The 15,932-nt window shown below is 69.4% G+C and carries 17 protein-coding genes; 7 read left to right on the top strand and 10 right to left on the bottom strand.

Annotation, left to right across the window (positions count from 1 at the left end; translation table 11 throughout):
- Positions 1–121: 121 nt before the first annotated feature.
- Positions 122–1,141, bottom strand: a complete 1,020-nt coding sequence (locus ACTIMO_RS01205) for a LacI family DNA-binding transcriptional regulator (RefSeq protein ID WP_055766959.1) — start codon at positions 1,139–1,141, stop codon at positions 122–124.
- 111 nt (positions 1,142–1,252) lie between these two features.
- On the opposite strand from ACTIMO_RS01205, the gene ACTIMO_RS01200 reads away from it, so the two are divergent.
- The 5 genes from ACTIMO_RS01200 (at position 1,253) to ACTIMO_RS01180 (ending at position 6,169) form a co-directional block, all read left to right on the top strand.
- Positions 1,253–1,987 (top strand): sugar phosphate isomerase/epimerase family protein, encoded by a 735-nt coding sequence (locus ACTIMO_RS01200; protein ID WP_448181205.1) that lies wholly within the window; start codon positions 1,253–1,255, stop codon positions 1,985–1,987.
- Positions 1,984–3,126 carry a Gfo/Idh/MocA family protein gene (locus ACTIMO_RS01195; RefSeq protein WP_448181204.1) on the top strand — a complete coding sequence of 381 codons (1,143 nt, stop codon included), beginning with the start codon at positions 1,984–1,986 and terminating at the stop codon, positions 3,124–3,126. Before ACTIMO_RS01200 ends, ACTIMO_RS01195 begins: the two co-directional genes overlap by 4 nt.
- Positions 3,127–3,288: 162 nt before the next feature.
- On the top strand, positions 3,289–4,335 hold the full coding sequence (gene mgrA / locus ACTIMO_RS01190; RefSeq protein ID WP_448181203.1) for an L-glyceraldehyde 3-phosphate reductase: 1,047 nt from the start codon (positions 3,289–3,291) through the stop codon (positions 4,333–4,335).
- A 91-nt stretch (positions 4,336–4,426) separates the two neighbouring features.
- A complete protein-coding gene (locus ACTIMO_RS01185; RefSeq protein ID WP_448181202.1) occupies positions 4,427–5,374 on the top strand; it encodes a hypothetical protein in 948 nt (315 codons plus the stop codon).
- Between the two features lie 159 nt (positions 5,375–5,533).
- Positions 5,534–6,169, top strand: coding sequence for a uracil-DNA glycosylase (locus ACTIMO_RS01180; RefSeq protein WP_055766972.1), 636 nt, complete (start codon positions 5,534–5,536; stop codon positions 6,167–6,169).
- 131 nt (positions 6,170–6,300) lie between these two features.
- Here ACTIMO_RS01180 and ACTIMO_RS01175 read toward each other — a convergent pair whose 3' ends face one another.
- The 4 genes from ACTIMO_RS01175 to ACTIMO_RS01160 form a co-directional block, all read right to left on the bottom strand.
- Positions 6,301–6,663: a hypothetical protein gene (locus tag ACTIMO_RS01175; RefSeq protein WP_055766975.1), complete on the bottom strand. Its 363-nt coding sequence runs from the start codon at positions 6,661–6,663 to the stop codon at positions 6,301–6,303.
- 244 nt (positions 6,664–6,907) lie between these two features.
- Positions 6,908–7,135 carry a hypothetical protein gene (locus ACTIMO_RS01170; RefSeq protein WP_157365727.1) on the bottom strand — a complete coding sequence of 76 codons (228 nt, stop codon included), beginning with the start codon at positions 7,133–7,135 and terminating at the stop codon, positions 6,908–6,910.
- Positions 7,132–7,641 (bottom strand): MarR family winged helix-turn-helix transcriptional regulator, encoded by a 510-nt coding sequence (locus tag ACTIMO_RS01165; RefSeq protein WP_448181201.1) that lies wholly within the window; start codon positions 7,639–7,641, stop codon positions 7,132–7,134. The genes ACTIMO_RS01170 and ACTIMO_RS01165 overlap by 4 nt, the downstream gene beginning before the upstream one ends.
- A gap of 40 nt (positions 7,642–7,681) precedes the next feature.
- Positions 7,682–8,164, bottom strand: a complete 483-nt coding sequence (locus ACTIMO_RS01160; RefSeq protein WP_422390723.1) for a hypothetical protein — start codon at positions 8,162–8,164, stop codon at positions 7,682–7,684.
- 395 nt (positions 8,165–8,559) lie between these two features.
- On the opposite strand from ACTIMO_RS01160, the gene ACTIMO_RS01155 reads away from it, so the two are divergent.
- Entirely contained in the window at positions 8,560–9,354 is a 795-nt protein-coding gene (locus tag ACTIMO_RS01155; protein WP_422390722.1) for a GAF domain-containing protein, read from the top strand.
- 95 nt (positions 9,355–9,449) lie between these two features.
- Here ACTIMO_RS01155 and ACTIMO_RS01150 read toward each other — a convergent pair whose 3' ends face one another.
- From ACTIMO_RS01150 to ACTIMO_RS01130, 5 genes are all read right to left on the bottom strand, one after another.
- Complete coding sequence (locus ACTIMO_RS01150) at positions 9,450–10,406, bottom strand: hypothetical protein (RefSeq protein ID WP_422390721.1); 957 nt, start codon at positions 10,404–10,406, stop codon at positions 9,450–9,452.
- A gap of 125 nt (positions 10,407–10,531) precedes the next feature.
- Positions 10,532–11,551, bottom strand: a complete 1,020-nt coding sequence (locus ACTIMO_RS01145; RefSeq protein ID WP_422390720.1) for a metal ABC transporter permease — start codon at positions 11,549–11,551, stop codon at positions 10,532–10,534.
- Positions 11,548–12,378, bottom strand: a complete 831-nt coding sequence (locus ACTIMO_RS01140) for a metal ABC transporter ATP-binding protein (RefSeq protein WP_448181200.1) — start codon at positions 12,376–12,378, stop codon at positions 11,548–11,550. Before ACTIMO_RS01140 ends, ACTIMO_RS01145 begins: the two co-directional genes overlap by 4 nt.
- Positions 12,371–13,288, bottom strand: coding sequence for a metal ABC transporter substrate-binding protein (locus ACTIMO_RS01135; protein ID WP_448181199.1), 918 nt, complete (start codon positions 13,286–13,288; stop codon positions 12,371–12,373). Before ACTIMO_RS01135 ends, ACTIMO_RS01140 begins: the two co-directional genes overlap by 8 nt.
- A gap of 99 nt (positions 13,289–13,387) precedes the next feature.
- The gene (locus tag ACTIMO_RS01130; protein ID WP_448181198.1) at positions 13,388–14,734 is read right to left on the bottom strand and encodes a hypothetical protein; all 1,347 of its coding nucleotides are present in this window, start codon (positions 14,732–14,734) and stop codon (positions 13,388–13,390) included.
- 121 nt (positions 14,735–14,855) lie between these two features.
- Between ACTIMO_RS01130 and ACTIMO_RS01125 the strand changes: the two genes are divergently transcribed.
- Positions 14,856–15,923 (top strand): spore photoproduct lyase family protein, encoded by a 1,068-nt coding sequence (locus tag ACTIMO_RS01125; RefSeq protein ID WP_448181197.1) that lies wholly within the window; start codon positions 14,856–14,858, stop codon positions 15,921–15,923.
- Positions 15,924–15,932 lie beyond the last annotated feature (9 nt).

The raw sequence follows: 15,932 nt of genomic DNA, 5'->3' as shown, positions 1-15,932 counted from the left end.
TGCGGTGCGCTGGTGCGTCCTGCGGGTTCCTGCCGGGTCCGCTTCCTGATGGACGGCTCGGGCGGTGGGAAATCATCGGTGGCCGGCTGCACCTCCGGGTGCGGGCCGGTGGCGGCCGCGGTCAGCTCCCGGTGCTGGACCTGGCCACGAGGTCGCTCGCCGGCATCGCACGCGTCTGCAGCGTGCCCGCGTCGAGGAGCGAGAGCAGGAGCTCCGCCGCCACCCGCCCCTGCATGACCGGGTTCCTGGACAGGGCGGTGACCGACGGAGAGGCGAGCTGGCAGTGCAGTGAGTCGTCCCAGCTCACGATCGCCACGTCCTCGGGGCACCGCAGGCCCAGCTCGCGGAGTGCCAGGAGCGCGCCCATGGACATGAGGTCGTTGCCGAGGATCACGGCGGTGACGCCGTCCTCCGCGGTGTCGCCGAGGAGGGACACGACGGCGTCGTGACCGGCGGCGAGGGCGTAGTTCCCCTCGCGTGTGACCACGGCCATGCCGTGCGCGGCAGCACTGCGCCGGACGCAGGCGATGCGCTGCTCCTCGTGCAGGAACCGGTGGGGACCCGAGACGTGCGCGATCCGCCGGTGGCCGCGGAGGTGGAGGTGGTCGACGATCGTCGCGGAATCCACGGCGTGGTCCGTCGTCGTGCCCGAGAACAGGGCCGGCCCGTGCCGCTCCGGGGCGCCGTGCAGGACGAACGGGAGGCCCAGCCGGTCGAGCAGCGCGGGCCGCGGATCCTCGTGCAGGTGGTCGAACATGAGGACGCCGTCGACCTTGCGTTCACCCGCCCACCGCTCGTACGTGGCCCGTTCCTGCGCCGGGTCCGTGCCGACCATGCGCAGCATCAGTGCCATGTCGCCCTCGGCGAGGGCCGTCTCGATGCCCGCGAGCAGCCCCATGTAGTAGGGCTCGGTGCCGATGAGGTCCGGATCCGCCGAGAGGACCATCCCCACCGCGCCCGACCGGGAACGGGAGAGCGCGCGGGCCGATGAGCTGGGGTACCACTCGAGCTCCTCGGCGAGGTCCAGCACGCGGCGCCGCGTCACCTCGCTGACCCCTGGCTGGCCGTTGAGCGCGTAGGACACCGATGCCTTCGAGATGCCCAGCCTCTTCGCCAGGCCGGCGATGGTTTCCTTGGCCATGGCTTCCACAATAGCGTCAGGTTTTCCTTGACCGGCCCCGTCCTATCCCCTAGGTTCGTGTCATACCTGAACCGGTTCAGTAGTCCTACTTTCTCAGCGAGGAGAATCCCCGTGACGTACTCACTCCAGCTCTACACACTGCGGACAGCCATGGGGGAGGACCTGCCGGGCACCATCAAGCGCGTCGCGGACCTCGGCTACACCGCCGTCGAGCCCTACAACTTCGTCGCCACGGCGGAGCAGCTCGCCGAAGCGCTCTCGTCGAACGGGCTGAGCGCACCCTCAGGCCATGCGCCCCTGCTGCGCGCCGACCAGGACGAGATCTTCGAGGCCGCCCGCACGCTCGGCATCGGCACGGTGATCGACCCCCACGTGGAGCGCTCGCACTGGACCACCGAGGAGGACATCAAGGCGACGGCGGAGGCACTCAACGCGGCAGCGAAGAAGGGCGCCGAGTACGGCATCCGGGTCGGGTACCACAACCACGAGTTCGAACTCGAGGAACGCATCGACGGCACCTCGGCCCTCGAGGTGCTCACCCGGTACCTCGACCCCGAGGTCGTCCTCGAGGTGGACACCTACTGGGCCGCGGTCGGCGGCGAGGACCCCGCAGAACTGCTGCGCCGCCTGGGTGACCGCGTGCGCTTCGTCCACATCAAGGACGGTCCGCTCACCAAGAACGACAAGGAGCAGGTGGCGGTCGGCCACGGCTCCATGCGCGTCTGGGACGTGCTCGACGCCGTCCCCGGCCTCGAGGCCGCCGTCGTGGAACTCGACGATTTCGACGGGGACGTCTTCACCGCCGTCGCCGACAGCCTGACCTATCTCGACGAGGGGAAGAAATGAGCACGGACACCCCCGGTACCGCTGCAGCGGGCCACCGCACCGGCCCGGTCGGCGTCGCCGTCATCGGCGCCGGCGTCATCAGCAAGGAGTACCTGACCAACCTCACGAGCTTCCCGGACGTGACGGTGCACATCGTCGCCGACATGTTCGAGGAGGTTGCCGCAGCCCGCGCCGCCGAGTTCGGAGTGCCCGCCTCGGGCGGCGTGCAGGACGCGCTCAACCACCCCGACGTCGAGATCGTGGTGAACCTGACCATCCCCGCCGCGCACGTCGAGGTGGCCACCGCCGCGGTCGCGGCCGGCAAGCACGTGTGGAGCGAGAAGCCCTTCTCGCTGGACCGCGAGAGCGGCATCGGGCTCCTGAAGACCGCCGACGCCGCGGGCCTGCGGCTGGGCTGCGCCCCGGACACCTTCCTCGGCGCCGGCCTGCAGACCGCCTTGCGCCTCGTCGCCCGCGGTGACATCGGGGTACCCCTGACGGCCCTCACCCTCATGCAGTCCCCGGGCCCCGAGTCCTGGCACCCGAACCCCGCCTTCCTCTTCCAGGAGGGTGCAGGGCCGCTCTTCGACATCGGTCCGTACTACCTGACCACGCTGGTGCAGACCTTCGGAGCCATCACCAAGGTGGCCGGGTTCGGCTCCACCTCGCGGTCGACCCGGACCATCGGTTCCGGTCCGAAGGCCGGCGAGGTCTTCGACGTCACCGTGCCCTCGCACGTCAGCGCCATCGCCCAGTTCGCGAACGGCGAGTCCTCGCAGAGCATCTTCAGCTTCGACTCGCCGCTCAAGCGTGCGGGCTTCGTGGAGGTCACGGGCACAGACGGCACCCTCGCGTTCCCCGACCCGAACAACTTCACCGGTGACCTCACCCTGACCCGCCGCGGCTCCGACGAGGCCGAGGTGATCCCCGCCGTGGGCGCGACGTCCACGCGCGGCAGCGGGGTGCTCGAGATGGCGCGGGCCATCCGCGAGGGGCGTCCGCACCGCGCACAGGGCGAGATGGCCTACCACGTGCTCGATGCGATGGTCTCCATCTCCGAGAGCGTGGCCACCGGCGAGTTCGTCACGCTCTCCAGCACGGCGACCGCAGCCGAACCACTGCCGGAGGACTGGGACCCGTACGCCGCGACCCTCTCCTGATCCCGGGGCGGCGCCGCGGATGAGCCGCGGTGCCGCTTCGGCCAGGACCGACGGCGCCCGGCCGGCCCCAGGTGGCCCGACGGAGCCACCTGACGAAGACCGCGGACGCGCGAGCCGCCCGCAGCCGCCCTGCTCTCCACCAGACCGAGAACGGACTGTCCGATGACGTACCTGCCCGCCGACGACCGCTACGACTCCATGCCCTACCGCCGTGTGGGACGGAGCGGCCTGCGGCTGCCCGCCGTCTCCCTCGGCCTGTGGCACAACTTCGGGGACGACAAGCCCTTCGACGTTCAGCGTGACATCCTCCGCCGGGCCTTCGACCTCGGCGTCACCCACTTCGACCTCGCCAACAACTACGGACCCCCGGCCGGTAGTGCCGAGACGAATTTCGGCCGGCACCTGAAGGACGACTTCCGCCCGTTCAGGGACGAGCTCGTGATCTCCAGCAAGGCCGGCTACGGCATGTGGCCCGGACCCTATGGCGATTTCGGGTCCCGCAAGTACCTGCTGGCGAGCCTCGACCAGTCGCTCGGGCGCATGGGCCTCGAGTACGTCGACATCTTCTACAGCCACCGGCCGGATCCGGCGACGCCCCTGGAGGAGACGATGGGTGCCCTCGACACCGCGGTCCGCTCCGGGCGCGCGCTCTACGCGGGGATCTCCTCCTACTCGCCCGAGCGCACCCTGGAAGCGGCGGCCATCCTGCGGGACCTCGGGACGCCGCTGCTCATCCACCAGCCCTCCTACTCCATGCTCAACCGCTGGACGGAGGACGGCACGCCCAACCTGTACGAGGCCCTCGAGCAGGTGGGCGCCGGGTCCATCGCCTTCTCGCCGCTGGCGCAGGGCCTCCTGACCAGCAAGTACCTCGACGGCATCCCCGAGGACTCACGCGCCGCGGCGAACAAGTCCCTGGACGCCGGGCAGCTCAGCGCGGAGAACCTGCGGCGGATCAGGGGCCTGGACGCGATCGCGACGGGCCGCGGCCAGAGCCTCGCGCAGATGGCCATCGCCTGGGTGCTCCGCGACAGGTCCGAGGGTACGCCGGTCACCTCTGCGCTGATCGGTGCGTCGAGCGTCGGACAGCTCGAGGACAGCCTCGCCGCCGTGCGGAACCTGGCGTTCACGGCCGATGAGCTGCACGCGATCGACGAATTCGCCGTGGAGTCCGACATCAACCTCTGGGCCAGCGCCCTCGAGGCCTAGCGCGGCGACGATGACGATGCCGCTGAGGAACGTTCCGAGGGCAGTGCGATCCCGTGCTGCACAGACCAGGGCGACGCGCGGGAGGACCACCGTGGAGCGGCAGAGCGGCAGCAGGAGCGACGACCACGGGCTCCGGCCGGAGACCCCGCGGTGGCGCCGGCTGCTCCCGGGGCAGCGTGCCCGCCTCATGGTCTTCGACGTCGTCACCCGCTCCTCGACCTGCGTCTTCGAGACCGACGACTTCGTCATCGAGGCGCCGAACTGGACGCCGGACGGCGCCTGGCTCGTCTTCAACTGCGACGGCCTGCTCTACCGCACCCCGCCGGAGGAGGACGGGCAGCCGCGCGTGATCTTCACGGGAGCGGTGACGGACGCCAACAACGACCACGTGGTGTCCGCCGACGGACGGTACCTCTATCTCTCCTCCCAGGACGGGCATCTCTACGAGGTGCCCCTCGGCGGCGGTGAGGCGCGGCGCGTGACGCGGCCCGACGACGGCCTGGAGGCCCGCTACCTGCACGGCATCTCGCCCGACGGGACCACCCTGGCGCACATCGGCTGCAGGCGCCGCGACGGCGTCCAGGCCTTCGACATCTTCACCGCGGACGTCAGGGACGGCTCCACCCGCCGGCTCACGGACTCCGACCGGCCGCACGACGGCGCCGAGTACAGCCCGGACGGCGCGTGGCTGTATTTCAACTCCGAGCGCGCCTCCGATCGAGCGGGCCACTCGCAGCTGTTCAGGATGCGCACGGACGGCAGCGGCGTGGAACAGCTGACGTCGGACGACCGCGTGAACTGGTTTCCTCATCCGGCCCCCGACGGCAGCCGCCTGGTGTACCTGAGCTACCCACCCGGCGTGCTGGGCCACCCCGCCGACGAGCCGGTGGTGCTGCGCGTGGCGGAGCCCGACGGGCGGAACGCGTGGGACGCCGTCGAACTGTTCGGGGGCCAGGGGTCGCTCAACGTCAACAGCTGGGCCCCGGACGGGCGGCGCTTCGCGTACGTCGAGTACCCGACGGCGCCGGCGGCGGGCTGAGGCATTCGGGTAGGACCCGGGTGGGCGGCCAGGGTGCGGATGCCGGGGCGGGGCCCGCTCCAGGAAGGCCGGCCGCGGACTGGCGTAGGCTGGAAGTCAGCGGACACGTTCGCGCCACCTCTGGCGCCGTTCGCGAGGAGGCGGAATTTGGTACAGCGCATGGCAGACCCCACGTACAGGGACCAGCAGTGGGAACAACGCTACGATCCACAGATCGAGGACGTGAACCGGCTGTGTGACACCCTGGCCGAGTCCAAGCCGGGATCGGCGGTGCCCTACATCGATCCGATCCATGACGTCGACGGGTGCAAGATCGTCAGTCTCTTCTCCAACCCCGGGGCCTCCCTGCCCTCGGGGTTCGTCTCCTTCGAGAACGACGACCCCAGCTCCATCCGGATGGCCGGGATCTACGAGGCCGTGGGACTGCGTCCCGACGCCTTCATGCCCTGGAACGCCCACCCGTGGTACCTGCCCGAGGGCAAGGAGCGGGCGCTGACGATGGACCAGATCTCCGACGGCGTGAAGCCGTTGCTCACCTTCCTGCAGCAGGTGCCCCGTGCCTCCGCCCTGGTGGCGCACGGTGCTGACGCGCACAAGGCTGCGCGGCGCCTGATGAAGCTCGAGAACCGCGCGATCGCCAAGCGCGGGTTCAAGATCTACGAAGTGCGGTCCCCGGGGGAGCGTGCCTTCAAGGGCACCCCGGCGAACCAGGAGCTGTGGCTCAAGGACATCCAGTCGGCCTACACGGACGCGATGGGCAGGGCCGGCATCCGGGCCCGCCAGTCCATCCAGTAGTCCCCGTCGTCCTACCCGCGACGCCGATCGTCCCGCGTGGGGCGGTCGGCGTCGTCGTTCCGTGGGCGAGAGCAGTCCGGGCCGATCAGTGCCGGACGAGGAGTCCTGGCCGATCAGTGCCGGACGAGGGCTCAGGCGGGGCCGTTGACCGCGCGCACGCGGGGCTCGGCAGGTGCTGCCTCGACCTCGGAGCGGTTGAGGGACAACCCACGCAGCGTGGCAGCGACGTCCTCCAGGGATTGCTGCACCCACGCGAAGGCGTCGTCGTCCGTCACCTGGTCCTCCGGGTCCTGCGTGCAGGACCGGTGCGCGAGCGCGAGCCGCGCCACAGCACTTTCCAGGGATTCGAGGAGCGCTTCCGTCTCGACGGCGATCTGCGCCGCCAGCGCGCCGACGTCCTGCGCATCACGTCCGCCGGGCACCATGAGGAGCGTGGTTCGGGGGAGCCCCGAGGCGTCCGTGGACGTGAAGGCTGGAGGGCGCTGTGCGCTCATGGAACTGAGACCTCGTTCGAGTCAAAAAGGGCGCCCTGCATATCCCCACGGGCGGAAAGACGGTGACCATCGCAAGTCTGCCACCGGTTGGGTGCGTCCCCTAGGGATTCCGACGCAGGAAATCCGCAAGTTACCGCCCGGTTCATCGAGATGTCATCAGGGCGAGGGATGCATCGCAGGCGTGCACGCTCGCTCCGGGCATCCGTATACCTGGAGACCTCACGCCGGGTGGTTGTCCCCGGACCTAGTGCTCGCGGCCCTGCTCCTCGCGCTTCGGAGTCAGGTAGGTGGAGCCGTCCGCGTTCCGCACCACGGTCCACTGCTGCAGTTCCTCCTGCCGCCGGCGCTGCGCTTCGTCGTCGAGATACACGATCGGCCCCGCGGTGGAGCCCCGCTGGGCCGGCCCGAAGAACATGCGCAGCTTGCCGGTTGCTGCCATGAACCGTGCTGACAAGGGTTCCTTGGTGCTCATGATCGGGGCCTCTCGTGGGTCATCGATGCGTCCGGGTAGAGGTTCGTGCGGGCCTGGCCGGCGGGGGAGCTCGGCAGTTCGGTCCCCGTGGCCCTGATGATCGCGTGCATCGCCTCGTTGAGTGCGTCCACCTGGTCCCGGGTGAGCCCGAGGCGCTTCATCATGGTGCCGGGGACGTCGACCGCGCGGGACCGCAGGTCCCGTCCGGCAGTCGTCAGCTCGACGGCGAGTGCCCGCTCATTGCCCGGGACGCGCGTCCGGGTGAGGAGTCCGAGGGCCTCCAGCCGCTTGAGCATCGGGGAGAGGGTCGCCGATTCCATGGCGAGCGCCCGGCCGATGTTCCTGACCGTGCGGGGGCTCTCCTCCCAGAGCGAGAGCATCACCAGATACTGGGGGTGGGTGAGGCCGAGGTCGTCGAGGACCGGACGATAGGCGCCGACCACGCTCCTGGAAGCGACCGACAGGGCGAAGCAGAGTTGTCTTTCGAGCAACAGGTCGTCATCCATCCGCGTCGTCATCCTCCTCCTGTATTTCGTACCCTAATGATTAGTGTACTACTGGTGAGTCCCAGGATGCCCACGAAGTCCTCGTCCTGGTCCTCATTCCGGCAGCGAGCCCGGGAAGCGCCAGAGCCAGTCTCCGACCCGCCCCCAGGGCTGGCCGATGCCGGCTGACGCGGAGGGGAGGCCGGGAGGGGGCTCTTGGCAGCGGAGGTTCCTCATCGATGAGTTCGTTGAGTGCCCGAGCGAGGAGATTGCACTCTGTCACCGGCAGGGGCATGAGACCGCCGAGGTACGCCTCGAGCTCGAACAGGTCGGCGTGACCGCCGGTCTCGACGTAGCGGCGCCCGACGTCCGCGAGCACGAAAGCCGCGGCGGTCATCGCCGCCTCGATCAGGCAGCGCTGCCGCTCCTCTTCTGCTGCATAGTCCGACATGATCGTCCCGTTCTGGAACCCCGTCCCCACCACCATTCTTCCGAGAACCGCAGACGCGTCGCGGACGAACACCGGTGCCTGAATCATCGACACGAGGACCACCTGCCGTTACAAGCCGGACCCGGCAGATCACACCCGGCAGTCGTCCCCCGGTGCGAGCTGGTCCGGTCGACGCGGGATCAGGGGCCGATGATGGCACCATGGATCCGCGACACGGCTCCTCGGGTTCCACCGCGTATCGCGGTGACGAGGGAAGCGGCAGCAGGAGCGGGACAGCCGGCCCGCAGGATCTGTCCCGGACGATTCGGTGTCCGCTGTGATGGTGACTCGTCCTAAGGTGGAGGATCAGTCCGCCCGGGATGCCGATGTCCGGGCGAAGAACGTTCGCCGAGTACGGAGCTTCGTCACTCATGATCAGTAGCTGCAGGCAGCAGTGGACAGCGGTCCAAGCCCTTCAGGCCGGGGGGCTCGATCCTTCCGATGCCTGGGTGTCGTATGTCGGCTTCGGTGGGGAGGCCGACGAGGTCGACGTGTCCGGCTACCTTTCCGGGCTGATAGGCCTGCCCCGTGCCGATCGCGATCTCCTCTCGTACGCCATCAACGAGATGCTCGCGGAGAAGGGACTCGTCATCACCGGCGCCCAGTACAGCCAGGACGGCGCAACCGGGAAGACCTGGGTCGCGGATGGCCTGTACCGGCTGCTCGTCGCCTCCAACGAGGTCAGCACCGGCCATCCATTCCGCCCGCGGTCCGGGCGCCCTGCAGAGGGTGACGCGGGACGGCCGGAGGATCGGGCCGGGTTCCTGGCCCACGAGGCCAGGCGATGCGATGCCCTGTCCCGGAGCGGGCTCCTCGATTCCGGCGCGGAGGAGCGCTTCGACAGGATCACCGCGAAGGCCCGCCGGCGTTTCGGAACGTCCTCGGCGTCCATCGCACTGATCACCGATGACCGGCAGGTCATCAAATCCGTGGTGGGACCGATCGGGCAGGACCTGCCCCGCGACGTCGCTCTCTGTTCCCGCACCGTCGAAGCGGACCGCACCCTGGTCATCACCGATGCTCGCAGCGACCCCGACTACAGCGACCACCCCCTCGTCGCCGGGAGTCCCGAGATCCGGTTCTACGCGGGACACCCCCTGACCAGTGCCGACGGGTGGCGCATCGGCTCCCTCTGCGTCATCGACGATCGGCCGCGGGCCTTCACACCAGCCGACGCACGCGACCTGCGGCTCCTCGCAGCCCAGGTGCAGCTCGAGATGTGGACCGGAGAACCACCGGGGTAGACGCGTTCCATCATCCGTGCGGTGGGCCCCTTCCCCGGGCAACCGGACACCGGTTCCGACCCCGTTCCGGGTGGACTGCGCCTCACTCCGCCGGGTCAGCGGGGAAGGGCCGCGATCCACTCGGAGAAGTCGGTGAGCTCGGTGCCGGTGACGACGGCGGCGGGGCCTGCGTCCATCGGATCGCTGAGGAGGGCCAGGGATTCGGCCGGCAGGTCCTTCGTGGACTCCCAGACGATCGACGTGGGCGATCCCGAGTCCGGCCAGCACAGGAAGACGAGAGGATCAGCGGTGGTGGACTCCACGATGCCGACACGGTGATGGAGCAGGTCCGCGAGTTCGCTCGTGAACATGGGCGCTGACACGTCTCCCGCAGTGAGGAGGACGCCTGATTCCAGGGTTCCCTTGCGTCCGCGGGGGAGCGGGTACGACTCAGCCCGTAGGCTGGCGCCCTGCCAGGGTGCGACGTCGCCTGGCACCGCGGGAGCCGTGGTCTGCTGCCGGGGGGTGCTCTGCTGCAGGAAAGCGACCAGGTCGGTGTAGCCGATGCTGATCCTGGTCGCCGTGAAGAGCATCCTGCCGCCCACGTCCCTGACGTCGATCCCGCCGAGGGCGTTGGGCGCCGGACGGACCGAACCGATGTCGGTCAGGGCGACGACCCGCGTCGCTCGGAACCACGGGCGGACCGTCAGGTGGTCGTCGAACGCCTCGACCCTGAACCGGTGGATGCCCATGGCGAGAACCACAAAGACCGCCCCGGCCACCGTGATCCCGGCCGCACCGACCAGGGGACCCGGACCCTCCAACTCCTCGGTCCTGGCGACCGAGACGATCGTGAAGAATCCCCCGACAACCAGGAGGACGATGCCGAGCACCCGGAACAGGGCAGCCTGCCAGCGCCGATTCCTCACGACGAACAGCGCCCCCGTGTCTGCATCCGTGCGAGCCGTTCCGCGACCGCTCCGGTCACCCCGGCGGACGGCCCCGCCGACGATCACGGGGATCACGCTCGACAGCAGGACCGTGACGACCACGGGAATCATGATGGGAGACATCCACCGAATGTAGCCCGTACCGCACGTGCAGTGTCCTCGCCGCACAGAACACCGCAGCACGGGACAGCCCACACGCCCACTCCGGCAGGCGACGGCAGTGCTGTCGCAGGAGACAGTACCGGCAGTCAGGCCGAGCGTGAGGTGTTCCGCCGTGGTGCGTCACTCCGAGCACCGCGGCTGGCCGACGCCACGCGCGCGTGGTCGTCCACCCTGATCACGGCTCGATCCTCGCCGACGGCGTCGACCCGGGGAAGGGGCTGCAGGTGCGGAGGATCGTGGCGCTGATGATGAGGCCTGCGGTGCAGGAGCGGGCTGATGACCGCCACGCCTGCGTAGAGGGCGATGGCGAGCACCGTGATGGTGGCTCCCGGGGAGAGCGCATGGAAATACGTGATGGAGAGGCCGACGACGCAGACGGTTCCGCCCAGCACCATGGCCAGTCCCATGGTGGCGCGGAAGGAGGGCGCGATGAGCTGCGCCACGGCGACCGGCACGATCATCAGTGCCGACACCAGCAGGACGCCGACCACACGCATGGAGATCGCCACGGTCAGCGCGGCGGTGACGGCGACCAGGATGTTCAGGGCCCGCACCGGCAGCCCGCTGGCGCGGGCGAACTCCTCGTCGTAGCAGAGGGCGAACAGTGCCGGCCGCAGGCCGAGGCCGACGCCGAGGATGAGGACGGCCAGTCCGGCGCTGAGCCACACGTCGAGGGAGTCGACGGTGGAGATGGATCCGAAGAGGTACCCGGTGAGATTCGCCGCTGTTCCGCCCGCGAGCCCGATGAGGAGCACGCCGCCGGCGATACCACCGTAGAACAGCATCGCCAGGGCGACATCGGCGCTGGTGCGGCCGCGTTCGCGGACGAACTCGATGAGGAGCGCCCCGATGATGGCGGCGGCGACCGCACCGGGCACGGCCAGGGCGTCGGCGGATGCGGTGCCGGCGGCAGCGCCGGCGAGCCATCCCATCGCGACACCTGTCAGGGCGACATGGCCGATGCCGTCGCCGAGCAGTGCAAGGCGGCGTTGGACGAGGTACGTGCCGATGACCGGAGCGCTGACACCGACGAGGCCGGCGATGAGCAGGGCCCGCTGCATCAGCTCACTGGACAGCATGGACAGCAGGGTGTCGAGGAAGGTCATGATGATCTTCCCCCGCCGGTCGTGAGGTCGAGTGCGTGATGGTCCGGGTGGGGTGCGCGGCCCGTCCCTCGGACGTGCGCGTCCTCCCAGGCGTCGGAGGGCAGTGTGCTCCGGGCCCTCGACGGAGGGCCCTCGATGCCTGCGGCGCCGTCGTGACTCACCCGGCCGTGGTCGAGGACGACGGTGCGGTGGATCAGCGGGGCGAGGGCGCCGGGATCGTGCAGCACGACCAGGATGGTGGTTCCCCGCGCCTGGAGACCGCGCAGTGTGACCGCGAGTGCCGCCTGCGAGTCCTGGTCGATACCGGACAGCGGCTCGTCGATGATCAGCAGGTCCGGCCGGCGGATCAGGGCGCGGGCGATCAGCACGCGCTGCTGCTGTCCGCCGGAGAAGAGGTGCACGTTGTCGCGGGCGCGTTCGCGCAGACCGACCTGCCCGAGGGCGTCCTGCGCGCGCTCGCGAGCGTGCGGCCCGGGAGTCAGGCGCCGATGGTCCAGCAAGCCGGCGGCGACGACTTCCTCGGCGGTGACGCTCATGCCCGGCTGGGCGTTCACGCGCTGCGGGACGTACCCCACGCGTGACCAGGGCACGGTGCGGCGCATCGCGAGGTCCGCGCCGTACACGGCGATCCGCCCGCGGGTGGGCGGCACCAGTCCCAGAAGGGCCCTGACCAGGGTCGTCTTCCCCGAGCCGTTCGCCCCGAGGAGGGCGAGGGTCTGGCCGTCCGCGACCTCCAGGTCGATGCCCTCGAGGACGGAGTGCGCGCCGAGCTGCACGTGGAGTCCGTCGATCTGCACCGCAGGATGCCGGCCGGCACGGTCACGCACAGCCGAGGGCTTCCCGCAGGGCGCTGAGGTTGCCGCGCATGACGTCGAGGTAGTCGCCGCTGGTGTCCGCGTGCGATTCGATCGGATCGAGCAGCGCCGTCGTCACGCCGAGGTCCGCGGCCAGCGTCTCGGCGACCTTCGGATTGACGAGGGATTCCGTGAAGATGGTCGTGACGTCCTGGCCCTCGATGACGCGGCGGATCTTCGCGATCCGGGCCGGCGCCGGTTCGGCTTCGGGGTCGATGCCCGAGACCCCGGTCTGCTCGAGATCGTAGCGGTCCGTCAGGTAGCCGTACGCCTCGTGGGAGACGACGATCGTGCGGCGCTCGCACGTGGCGAGACCCGTGCTGAAGTCCTCGTCGAGGGTGGACAGCTCCTGGTTGAGCTGGTCGGCGTTCGCCGCATACTCTGCTGCGTTCTGCGGGTCCAGTTCGCCGAGACGTTCGGCGACCACGTCCGTGACGTCGCCGAGGCGTTCCGGGTCGAGCCAGAAGTGGGGGTCCCCCGCGTCGTCGTCCTCGGCCGTGCCGCCGCCGGCGGTCGAGAGCTGTGCGGCATCCGCCACGTCGATGGAATGCTCCGGTGCGGTCTGCACGACCGCTTCGTCCACAGCGGCCTGGAAGCCGGAGGCGAAGACCACTGCGGAGGCGTCGGCCAGTTCGGCGACCTTTGCCGGTGAGAGTTCGAGGTTGTGGGGCTCCGCGCCGGGAGGCGTGATCGAGCTGATCTCGACGGTGTCCCCGCCCACCCTCTCGACGACGAACTGGAGGGGGTAGAACGAGGTGAGCACCTTCATCGACGTGCTGTTCGTGCCGTCGGGATCTGCGGGATCGGACGGCGGGGCGCAGGCGGACAGGGCGAGGGCTGCCATGACCGGCAGAACGAGGATTGGACGCGACAGGACGTTCACTGGATTCCTTGAGGAGGTTCGGGGAGGGTCGGGGCCCGATCGATGACGGGCAGCCGCGACGACCCGACGGGCCGTCGCGACTGCTCAGTGCCGGTGGCCTCAGCCTTCGCCGTCGGCGTGGTCGTGTCCGTGGCTTCCCTCTCCGGTCACGACGGCGAGCTCCACCGGGGTCTCGGGAAGGTCGAAACTGTCCAGCAGGGTACCCTCGGCGACGTCGATGACATGCAGCTTCTTGGCGGACGGCTCCGTCACATAGGCGAAACCGTCGGCTCCGACCTTGACGGTCGGGGCGGGAGACTGCCATTCCTCGGGCTCCTCCCAGGGTGCGACGACCTCCACCTCGTGAAGGACGGCGCCCGTCTCCTCGTCGAGGATGTTCAGTTCCCCGTCATAGGTCAGGACGAGGGCCTCACCGTCGGCGCCCCGGGCGAGTGAACGGAACCAGTACGCCGATCCGAGGTCGACGGTGGTCATGACGGAGGCGTGGGTGTCGATCAGCCCGACGCGGGTGGGGCGTTCCTGCTCCGCGTCAGGGTCCGTCTTGTAGTCGGCCAGGACGATCGGGGACTCGTGGCTGCCGAACTGGTTGCCGGAGCGCTGGTAGGGCTCGTCGACGGGGATCTTGTGGAACTCGCCGTCCCGATAGACCACCGGACCGTTCTCGCAGCCCAGGGAGACGACGTCGCCGCCCGCGGTCGGCATGGCAGCGGCTTCGCCGTGCACCCCCGGGCAGTCCGTCGTCTCGGCGAGGACCTCACCCTCAGGGGAGACGACCTGCACGGTGGAGCGGGAATCCGCTGTCCCCTGCGTCATCAGCAGATCACCCGACGTCAGGGGGACGGCCACCCCGTGGTGCGGGTCATCGGTGGAGAAGCCCTCGACCTCGTCCGCGTCGATCCGGCCGTCCTCGAACGCCGAGGTGTCCATGATGCTGATCGCTCCGCTGCCGTCGGCGAAGAGCGCGGTCTTCCCCCCGTGCGCAACGACGTGTCCGGCCTCGGCGGCCTCCACCGTGGAGCCCGTGAGCGCAGGGGCCTGCTCGTAGTAGTGGTCGTGGTCCCCGTGCCCTTCGACGATCAGGCCGCTGTCGAACACGCGGAATTCCTTGCCGGCGCTGACGAGGACGTGCCGTCCGTCGCCGGCCTCGTTGAGGCGCAGGAAGCCCTCGGACTCGGTGTTCGTCAGCACGTCACCGGTCTCGGTGTCGACAGCCATGATGCCGCCGTCGTACGTCAGGACCGCCCGGGGTGCGAGACCGTCGACCTCCTGCCGATCCGTGGCGTCGGCGCCAGGTGTGCCGGCTTCCGAGGGGCTGTCGGCGGTCGTGGCGGGACTCGCCGGGGTATCGGCCCCGGAGCCCGTCGAGGCCGGCGTGGAACACGAGGTGAGCACCAGGGCTGCGAGGACGGCGGTGGACAGGGGGAGGGTTCGACGATGTAGCGACATACCCCTAGGTTAGACGTAAATGAAGATCATTCTCAACAAGGACAGGAATGGACGGGTTCGCCGGGGAAGTGTCGGTGGTGGAACCTACCGTGGAGGGACACAACGCCACGCGAAGGGTCCCATGCTCCAGGCCGAGAAGCTCCTGCAGATCAGTCGCATCTATGTCGAGCCTGCAGCAGCAGCGCTGCCGCGTGGACAGGAGGTCCTTGCGCGCTGGCCCGAGGCCGACGTCGTCGAGGTCGCCAGTCACTGGCGCATCCCGGAGCTCAGCGGCGACGAGGCGAACGTGCGCCGCTGGGTCCGCATCAAGACCGAGGCCCTGATCATCGGGGTGAAGAAGTCTCTCACCGCCAAGCCCAACGGCAGGTCCGCGGACTTCATCGCGCCCTCCACGGCCAACGGCTGTGCCATGGCGTGCGCCTACTGCTATGTCCCCCGGCACAAGGGGTACAGCAATCCCATCACGGTCTTCGCGAACATCGACCAGATCAGCGGCTACCTCGAGCGGCATGTGGCGCGCCAGGGCATGAAGCTGGAACCGAACCAGTGCGACGACCGGGCCTGGGTCTACGACATCGGGGAGAACAGCGACTGCTCCGTCGACGCCCTCGTCAGCGACAACGTGCAGGACCTCGTGTCGCTCTACCGGGAGCTGCCCACCGCCAAGCTCTCCTTCGCCACCAAGTACGTGAACCGCGATCTGCTCGGGTGGGATCCGCAGGGACGCACCAGGATCCGGTTCTCCCTCATGCCGGAGAAGCTCGCCCGGATGGTCGACGTGCGCACCACACCCGTGGCCGAGCGCATCGCCGCCATCAACGACTTCGTGGAGGCGGGGTACGAGGTCCACGTCAACTTCTCACCGGTCATTATCACGCCCGGGTGGAAGGAGGACTGGCGGGAGCTCTTCGCGCAGCTCGACGCAGCGCTGTCACCCGCCGCGAAGCAGCAGCTCGCGGCCGAGGTCATCTTCCTGACGCACAACCAGCAGCTGCACGAGGTCAATCTCGGTTGGCACCCCCAGGCGGAGGAGATCCTGTGGCGCCCGGACCTGCAGGAGACCAAGCAGTCCCAGAACGGCTTCGCGAACGTGCGCTACATCGCCTACGAGAAGCGTGGCTACCTGGATGCCTTCCTCGGCCTCGCCGCCGAAGCGCTGCCGTACTGCCGCATCCGTTATGCCTTCTGAAGCCACTGC

The organism is Arthrobacter sp. CP30 (genome assembly GCF_053470025.1).
This window is presented reverse-complemented; position numbering and strand designations above follow the sequence as displayed.

Coding starts and splice junctions, on each gene's coding strand:
- ACTIMO_RS01205 (WP_055766959.1), bottom strand. CDS start 1,141: ATGGCCAAGGAAACCATCGCCGGCCTGGCGAAGAGGCTGGGCATCTCG.
- ACTIMO_RS01195 (WP_448181204.1), top strand. CDS start 1,984: ATGAGCACGGACACCCCCGGTACCGCTGCAGCGGGCCACCGCACCGGC.
- mgrA (WP_448181203.1), top strand. CDS start 3,289: ATGACGTACCTGCCCGCCGACGACCGCTACGACTCCATGCCCTACCGC.
- ACTIMO_RS01180 (WP_055766972.1), top strand. CDS start 5,534: ATGGCAGACCCCACGTACAGGGACCAGCAGTGGGAACAACGCTACGAT.
- ACTIMO_RS01175 (WP_055766975.1), bottom strand. CDS start 6,663: ATGAGCGCACAGCGCCCTCCAGCCTTCACGTCCACGGACGCCTCGGGG.
- ACTIMO_RS01170 (WP_157365727.1), bottom strand. CDS start 7,135: ATGAGCACCAAGGAACCCTTGTCAGCACGGTTCATGGCAGCAACCGGC.
- ACTIMO_RS01165 (WP_448181201.1), bottom strand. CDS start 7,641: ATGGATGACGACCTGTTGCTCGAAAGACAACTCTGCTTCGCCCTGTCG.
- ACTIMO_RS01150 (WP_422390721.1), bottom strand. CDS start 10,406: ATGTCTCCCATCATGATTCCCGTGGTCGTCACGGTCCTGCTGTCGAGC.
- ACTIMO_RS01145 (WP_422390720.1), bottom strand. CDS start 11,551: ATGACCTTCCTCGACACCCTGCTGTCCATGCTGTCCAGTGAGCTGATG.
- ACTIMO_RS01130 (WP_448181198.1), bottom strand. CDS start 14,734: ATGTCGCTACATCGTCGAACCCTCCCCCTGTCCACCGCCGTCCTCGCA.
- ACTIMO_RS01125 (WP_448181197.1), top strand. CDS start 14,856: ATGCTCCAGGCCGAGAAGCTCCTGCAGATCAGTCGCATCTATGTCGAG.